The sequence below is a fragment of the Novosphingobium sp. TCA1 genome (genome assembly GCF_009811895.1).
In the GTDB taxonomy this organism is placed as follows: Bacteria; Pseudomonadota; Alphaproteobacteria; order Sphingomonadales; family Sphingomonadaceae; genus Novosphingobium; species Novosphingobium panipatense_A.
In genome coordinates this window covers 21,287-27,867 of the sequence record NZ_BLJH01000041.1, presented here as the reverse complement: position 1 = coordinate 27,867, position 6,581 = coordinate 21,287, and the positions used below count along the sequence as shown (strand labels likewise).

3 protein-coding genes are annotated in these 6,581 nt (G+C 60.1%); 2 read left to right on the top strand and 1 reads right to left on the bottom strand.

Features of this window, described 5'->3' with window-relative positions; genetic code table 11:
• The first annotated feature begins 29 nt into the window (after positions 1-29).
• Together NTCA1_RS25260 and NTCA1_RS25255 are read left to right on the top strand one after the other, a co-directional pair.
• On the top strand, positions 30-2,702 hold the full coding sequence (locus NTCA1_RS25260; protein WP_159832191.1) for a S8 family serine peptidase: 2,673 nt from the start codon (positions 30-32) through the stop codon (positions 2,700-2,702).
• Positions 2,703-3,169: 467 nt separating this feature from the next.
• Positions 3,170-3,715 (top strand): calcium-binding protein, encoded by a 546-nt coding sequence (locus NTCA1_RS25255; protein WP_159832190.1) that lies wholly within the window; start codon positions 3,170-3,172, stop codon positions 3,713-3,715.
• A 309-nt stretch (positions 3,716-4,024) separates the two neighbouring features.
• On the opposite strand, the gene NTCA1_RS25250 is transcribed toward NTCA1_RS25255, so the two are convergent.
• Positions 4,025-6,493, bottom strand: coding sequence for a calcium-binding protein (locus NTCA1_RS25250; protein WP_159832189.1), 2,469 nt, complete (start codon positions 6,491-6,493; stop codon positions 4,025-4,027).
• Between the last annotated feature and the right edge of the window lie 88 nt (positions 6,494-6,581).

The following is a 6,581-nucleotide window of genomic DNA, read 5'->3' as shown; positions in this document are numbered from 1 at the left end:
AGCTTTCTCAACCTCGCCGCAGTGCGCCTATGGCTGAAATCTTATGTCAACGCGGCCTAGTATCCAGCACCGCGACCCTCGCAACTTATTACGGTGACACACTTGAAAAGCAGCAATGGTATCTCGACAGCTCGACCCGTTCCAAGCTGAGCATCGATGTCTACTCAGTGTGGAAGGAATACACCGGAAAGGGCGTGAAGATCGGCGTGATTGACTCCCAGATCGACTATCGCCATTCTGATCTGAGCAAGTCCTACAGCACCGCGCTGGACTTCAATTTCGCCACCGGCACCGATAATGTCACGATCAACGCCGCAGCGCTCCCTGCCTCTCACGGTACGCTCGTTGCCGGCGTGATCTCCGCCGGTGCCGGAAACGGCGTCGGAACCGTGGGTATTGCATCCGGTGCCACGCTGGTCGGCTATGGCGTCGATTACGCCGCCACCAATGCTGCCAGCCAGATCGTCTCGGCACTGCAAAAGTCGGTCGAAGTCGACGTGGCCAACAACAGCTGGAGCTTCGTGGACAACTTCGCAGACAACTTCGCCGTCAATCCCGAATACAAGGCCGGCCTGGTTCGCGCCGTTTCGGAAGGGCGCGGGGGCCTGGGCACCTCCATCGTCTTCGCAGCGGGCAATGCCGGAACCACCGGCACGTCGAACTACCACAACTTCCAGAACTCCCCTTATTCCATCGCCGTCGGCGCCGTGGACAGCGACGGCAAGCCATCCTCGTTCACCAGCCTCGGCGCCAATGTGCTGATTTCCGCCGCCGGACGTGACGTCATGACGACCTCGCTGAGCGACCGCTACGAAAGTGTGAACGGAACGTCTTTCGCTGCGCCTACGGTTTCGGCTGCGGTCGGCCTCATGCTGCAGGGCAATCCCAATCTCGGCTACCGCGATATCCAGGAAATCCTGGCCTATTCCGCCCACCGCACCGGCCTTTCGGACGGCGCCGATTTCGGTGACGGCTGGCGGACCAACGGTGCCGACAATTTCAACGGCGGCGGCCTGCACTTCAGCGATGCCTTCGGATACGGCTTCCTCAACGTCCACGACGCGGTGCGACTGGCCGAGACCTGGACCCAGCAGCAGACCTTCGCGAACCTGGCGACCGTCAGCAAGACCGTCTCCTCGGCCCAGACGCTGGTGGCCGGTTCGAACGACCACATTTCGCTCGACATCCTCGTCACCGAAGCGGTCAACCTCGAGCATGCGCAGCTTTCGATCGACCTCAACTGGCTGAACAGCGGCGATATCGACGTATACCTGACCTCGCCGGACGGTACCCAGGTCCGCCTCGTCTACGATCTTCCCGAGGAAAGTCGGGTGGGCAGCATCCGCAACTTCACTTTCAGTTCGGTCGCGTCGATGGGCGAGGATTCCGCAGGCACCTGGAAAGTGGACATCTACAATCGCGATCCCGCCGCCGTGGACAAGGCCGGCGCCCCGCTCACCGGAAAGTTCAAGGGCGCTACCCTGACCCTGATGGGCGACGCTGAGACCTCGAAGAACGATACCTATATCTATACCGACGAGTTCGGCCTGCTCTACCAGGGTGAAGACCTCGCCAAGCGCAGCGTGCTGAAGGATGCCAACGGCGGGGTAGACACGATCAATGCCGCCGCTGTTACCCTCGACACGACGATCGACCTTACGGGGGCGAAAGCCAGCTCCATTGCCGGCGTCACCCTGTCGCTTACCGCCAACACCATCGAGAACGTCTATTCCGGTGACGGCAACGACACCCTGATCGGCAGCACCGCCGCCAATATCCTGAACGGCGGCCGCGGCAACGACGTGATCTACTTCAGCTTCGGCAACGACAGGATCGATGGCGGACAGGGGCTCGACAGCCTGGTTCTGAACTGCACGCTTTCATCGGTCAGCGCATCGCTTTCCGGTTCGGGAGAACTCCAGATTTCCGGCAAGGCAGGTGAAGTGTCGAGCATCTGCAATGTCGAGACGTTCCGCTTCTCGGACGCGGTCTATTCCTACGACCAGATTGCCAAGCTGCTGGGCGCTGGCGGCGTTTCCACCGGCCAACCGGAGACGCCGCCCCCTGCACCCGTTACCGATCCGGTGGACGGCGGAACCGGCGGCGTGGTGGAAACGCCTTCATCCGGCGGTGCCACTACGCAGACCAGCCCTTACGGAGATGCTGGCCATACCTATGCCGCCAATCTCGGGGGCTCCGCGGCCGACGACAAGCTGACCGGGACTACCCTCGGCGAGCGGATCGACGGCCTCGACGGCATGGACAAACTGCGCGGCATGGGCGGAAACGACGGGATCCACGGCGGCAACGGCGACGACACGATCTACGGCGACGATGGCCATGACTATCTCTACGGCGATGCCGGTATCGACACCATCATGGGCGGCACGGGCAATGACTGGATCTTCGGCGGAACCGGTGCAGACCGGCTCTACGGCGAGGCGGGAACCGACACTTTCGTCTTCGACGCCTCGGACACCGCGAGCATGGACACGATCTACGATTTCAACGCAGCCGATGGCGACAAGATCCTGATTACCGGTGCGTCCACCGAGGCCACTTTCGAGATCGTCACCACCGCCGGTGCCACGTATCTCGAAATGCACGATGACGGCGGCGAATTCCTGCTCGCCCGCATCAAGGGAACTGGAATGGACGGCCTCGACATGACTCACACCGACGCGGGCTTGCTCTGGGCATAAGAATCACCCCGAAGACGGGGACGACAGCCGGACAGGTTTCAGGGAAAAGGCTCCGACCGTCGGGGCCTTTTCTGTTTTCCAGCATCATCCTCGTCCAGTTTGGACAATCCGGGCGATCGCATATGCCATTTCAGCATTTGAACAACAAGACATTCACTGTAATAGACGAACTATATACCAAGTATAAATACTCATTATCCGATCCACATTGAACACATTACCGCGCAATTAAGACGTTTCGTGCATTTATCGGGTTGCGGCGCAATTCATATCCAGAGTATTTGCAAGTCACGATTGAGGAAAGGCTGAAGCGCTGCACCAGATCTTGTTATGGGAATTGGGCAACAGGGGAACTTCACCTAGTCTCTTGAGTAGGGTGATTTGCTGAACAGATAACGGGAAGCCGGCACAATCATCGTCGAATTTTATGCGTTTCGAAATTCAACGATCTTCGGAAGGAACATCCCGTGGCAATTATCAGTGGTTCAGCGATTGGCGACATTCTCAGCGGCAGTTCGGCCAACGACGAAATCCTGTCCGGGCAGGGCAACGACACCGTTCACGGTGCCGGGGGCAACGACATCATCCAGGGCGGCGCGAACAGCGACAATCTCTATGGTGACGAGGGCAACGACGTGCTCTGGGGGCAAGGCTCGGCCGACAAGCTGCGCGGCGGCGAGGGTGATGACACACTCAACGGCGGTGGCGGCAACGATCGCCTCTATGGCGGCGCGGGCGACGACGTCATCTTCGGCGGTGCCGACGATGACGTGTTCTTCGGGGACGATCCCAACGACGCCTCCATTACCGGTTCCGACATCTTCGTTTTCGACAAGGACGACGGCTCCGACAAGCTCTTCGATTTCGAACAGGGCATCGACAAGGTCAGCCTGATCGAGGGCAGCGGCTATTCGATCGCCTTCTCGGGCGCGAATTCGATCCTGACTTACGGGGGAACCTCAGTCCTGGTCTATGATGTCCACCTGACCGACGCGGACATCATCGTAGCCTGACCCCAGACCGAAGGCATGAGAAAAGCCGGAGAAGGCAACCCTTCTCCGGCTTCTTTCGTGCGATCCGCGAAAGTTCAGGTAATCAGCGCCGCCAACCCGACCCAAGCGGTAAGGGAGAATGCCACCGCCAAGGCCAATCCCAGTTTCGGCCGCTTTTCCTCCGTGGTCGCAAAGATACGCTCCAGTCTGGCAGTAGAGCGGCACGGAATACCTCCCGGCCAGTCGATGCTCCGTCCGAAGGTTTCGGACCAGGGCGACGGCTGCGAAACAGCCTCGATCGCGAAAGTTGCCTGCGGGAACGGGCCATGATCAGACGAACAGGACATCGGCCGCCTCCATCATGACCTTTCCGCGCAGACTGGCCAGGGCGACAGCTTCCCCCATCCCGTTCCCATCGGCATCGAAGTAGAGTGTGCCTGCCGAGGGATCGTAGAACAACGTCATGTCCTCGCTCGTGGCGCTGCTACCATAGGCAAGCCCGGTCACACCGGCAAACATCTCCCGGTCGATCGCAATACGATCGACGCCAAGCTGGAAATCCATGACCGTGTCAGCGCTCGCGGCTGCTTCACGGACATCGAACAGGAAGATGTCCGAACCTCCGCCGCCGTAGAGCTTGTCGGCCCCGCCCCCGCCGGACAGCACGTTGTCACCCTCGTTGCCGTAGAGAATATTGGCCAGCCCGTTACCGGTGCCGCTGATGCTTCCCTCCCCCACGAGGTAGAGACGCTCGATATTCGCGCCCATCACGAAATCCACCTCGGAGCGAACCGTGTCGATCCCGCCACCCGGATCGGTTTCGATCACCTGATCGCGCGCATCGTCCACATAGTAGGTGTCGTCGCCCGAACCGCCCGTCATGCGGTCGGCGCCCGAGCCGCCGTCGAGACGATCCGCGCCGCTGCCGCCTTGCAGGATATCGTCACCGTCCATCCCGAACAGACGATCGTCACCCGCCCCGCCATCAAACCGGTTGGCACTGGCGCCTCCCGACATCACGTCATTGAAACTGGAGCCGATCGCATCCGTAGCAGTCGTCTCCATCCGATTGCCATCGACGACCACGCTCGCCTGTGCCACGTCCAACCGGATTCCGGCCTTGGCCCCGGACCAGTCCGCCGCTCCGACAGTCTCGGCAAAAATCTGGATGTGCCGCGAAGTGATGTCGCCAGCCGCATTGGCGCCGGAAGATACGACAAACTCCATCCGGTCACCCACGGCGAGCCCGACTTGGTTGAGCTGGAAACTAAAGGAATTCCCCTGAGCCGGGTCGTAGACGTGCTGCTGCAGAATCTCCCGATCGTTGACGGTCACCGTCAGGTAGATCCCGTCCCGCGTCTGATCGCCCACATCGTAAGTGCCTTCTATCCTTAAGGAACCGGCACTCTGGGATGTATAACGCTCAACGATGGCGTAACGCGACGCAGCATCCATGCCGCCCGAAAAGTCCACCGGCGTTACGTGGGTAGCATTCACTTCCAAAGGTCGCAGCCACTGCGACCCGAGATAAGGCGTCCACAGTTCTCCGCCCTTCAGGCCTCCGCCCATGGTCTGCAAGGCCGTCATCTGGCCGTTGCCCGAAAGCGCGAAATAGGACCAGGGACCTTCGAATCCGACGCCCGAACCATCCGTGTTGGTGACATCGAACTGATCGAAGCTATCGGCAACGAGCGCACCGTGATGGAACTGCACCGAAGCCGCCGTCATCTCGCCCTCGGACTTCAGGATGATCGGCTTGTCGGCAGAGATACGCCCGTCGAACCCGGAAATGGGACGGCCTGCCAGATCGTAGGCCGTGACGCCGGGCGCGAGCGTAACCGAACCCGTCTGCCCCCAGAGCACCGCAGCATGATCGCCGAACGTGTAGAAGTACGTGAAATCGTCGGTCGTAACCCGCTCGATCCTGTCCGCATCGCTCAGAATATCATCGAATACGCGAAACGCCTCGCCCGCCGGGGTGGCGGTTCCGGCGGCGGTGTTCCAAAGCTCCATGTTCGGAAAATACGCTTGACGCGCCAGGGCATACCAACTGGCGCTCTCGATACCGGCATCGCCCATGACGCTGAGCATCTTGGCGAGATAGGCGGGGGCATCATCAAGGGAAGCGAAATCGCTCCCGAATTCCGTAACCCTTAGATCGAACATGTTACCGACCACGCCGCGCAGAATGGCGATCTGATCCGCAAACTGTTCGGGAGGGGTTGTATAGGGATGGATCGAGATCGCATCGAGCAGGTCGATCGTTCCCAGCGCCTTGAGGTCGGCAAAATAATCGACCGGAATGGAGTGTGTGGTCCCGCCGACCAGTTCGATGTCGATCCCCGCCTGCGTGAGCGCTCTATCCATTGCCGAAACCAGCTTGGCATAGTAATCGTCGCGATTGGCCGCCGAAGAAGTGGCGACCGGCCCGGTAACGAACGAATTGGAGTTATACTCGTTGCCGATCTCGATGGCGCCGACGCCGGGATAACGTTTGAGCGTCTCCACGACAAACTTCGCGAACGCCTCCCGCCCGGCATCACTATAGACGGTGTAGCCGTTGTCATAGAGCGCATTCGCGTTCGCGAATGTCAGGGTAACATGAAGATCCTGATCGAGCGCGCGGTCGAGCCAGGCAGCTTGCGGCACGGAAAAGTCGTACTTCCCAGCCACTTTTTCCACGGCGCCCCAAGGCACGCTGTCGCGAATGGCCCCGGCGCCGAGCACCTCCGCCACATCGAGAAGCGAAGGATTCCAGCCCTGACTGAAATGGGTCTGTGCGCCGAGAAGGATACTCATGATCTACCTCATCGAATAATCCCCCTTTGAATGCGCCGAATACGATTACGATCGATGTATCGGCATGGTTATCCAGAACGACATCTTC

Coding starts and splice junctions, on each gene's coding strand:
- NTCA1_RS25260 (WP_159832191.1), top strand. CDS start 30: ATGGCTGAAATCTTATGTCAACGCGGCCTAGTATCCAGCACCGCGACC.
- NTCA1_RS25250 (WP_159832189.1), bottom strand. CDS start 6,493: ATGAGTATCCTTCTCGGCGCACAGACCCATTTCAGTCAGGGCTGGAAT.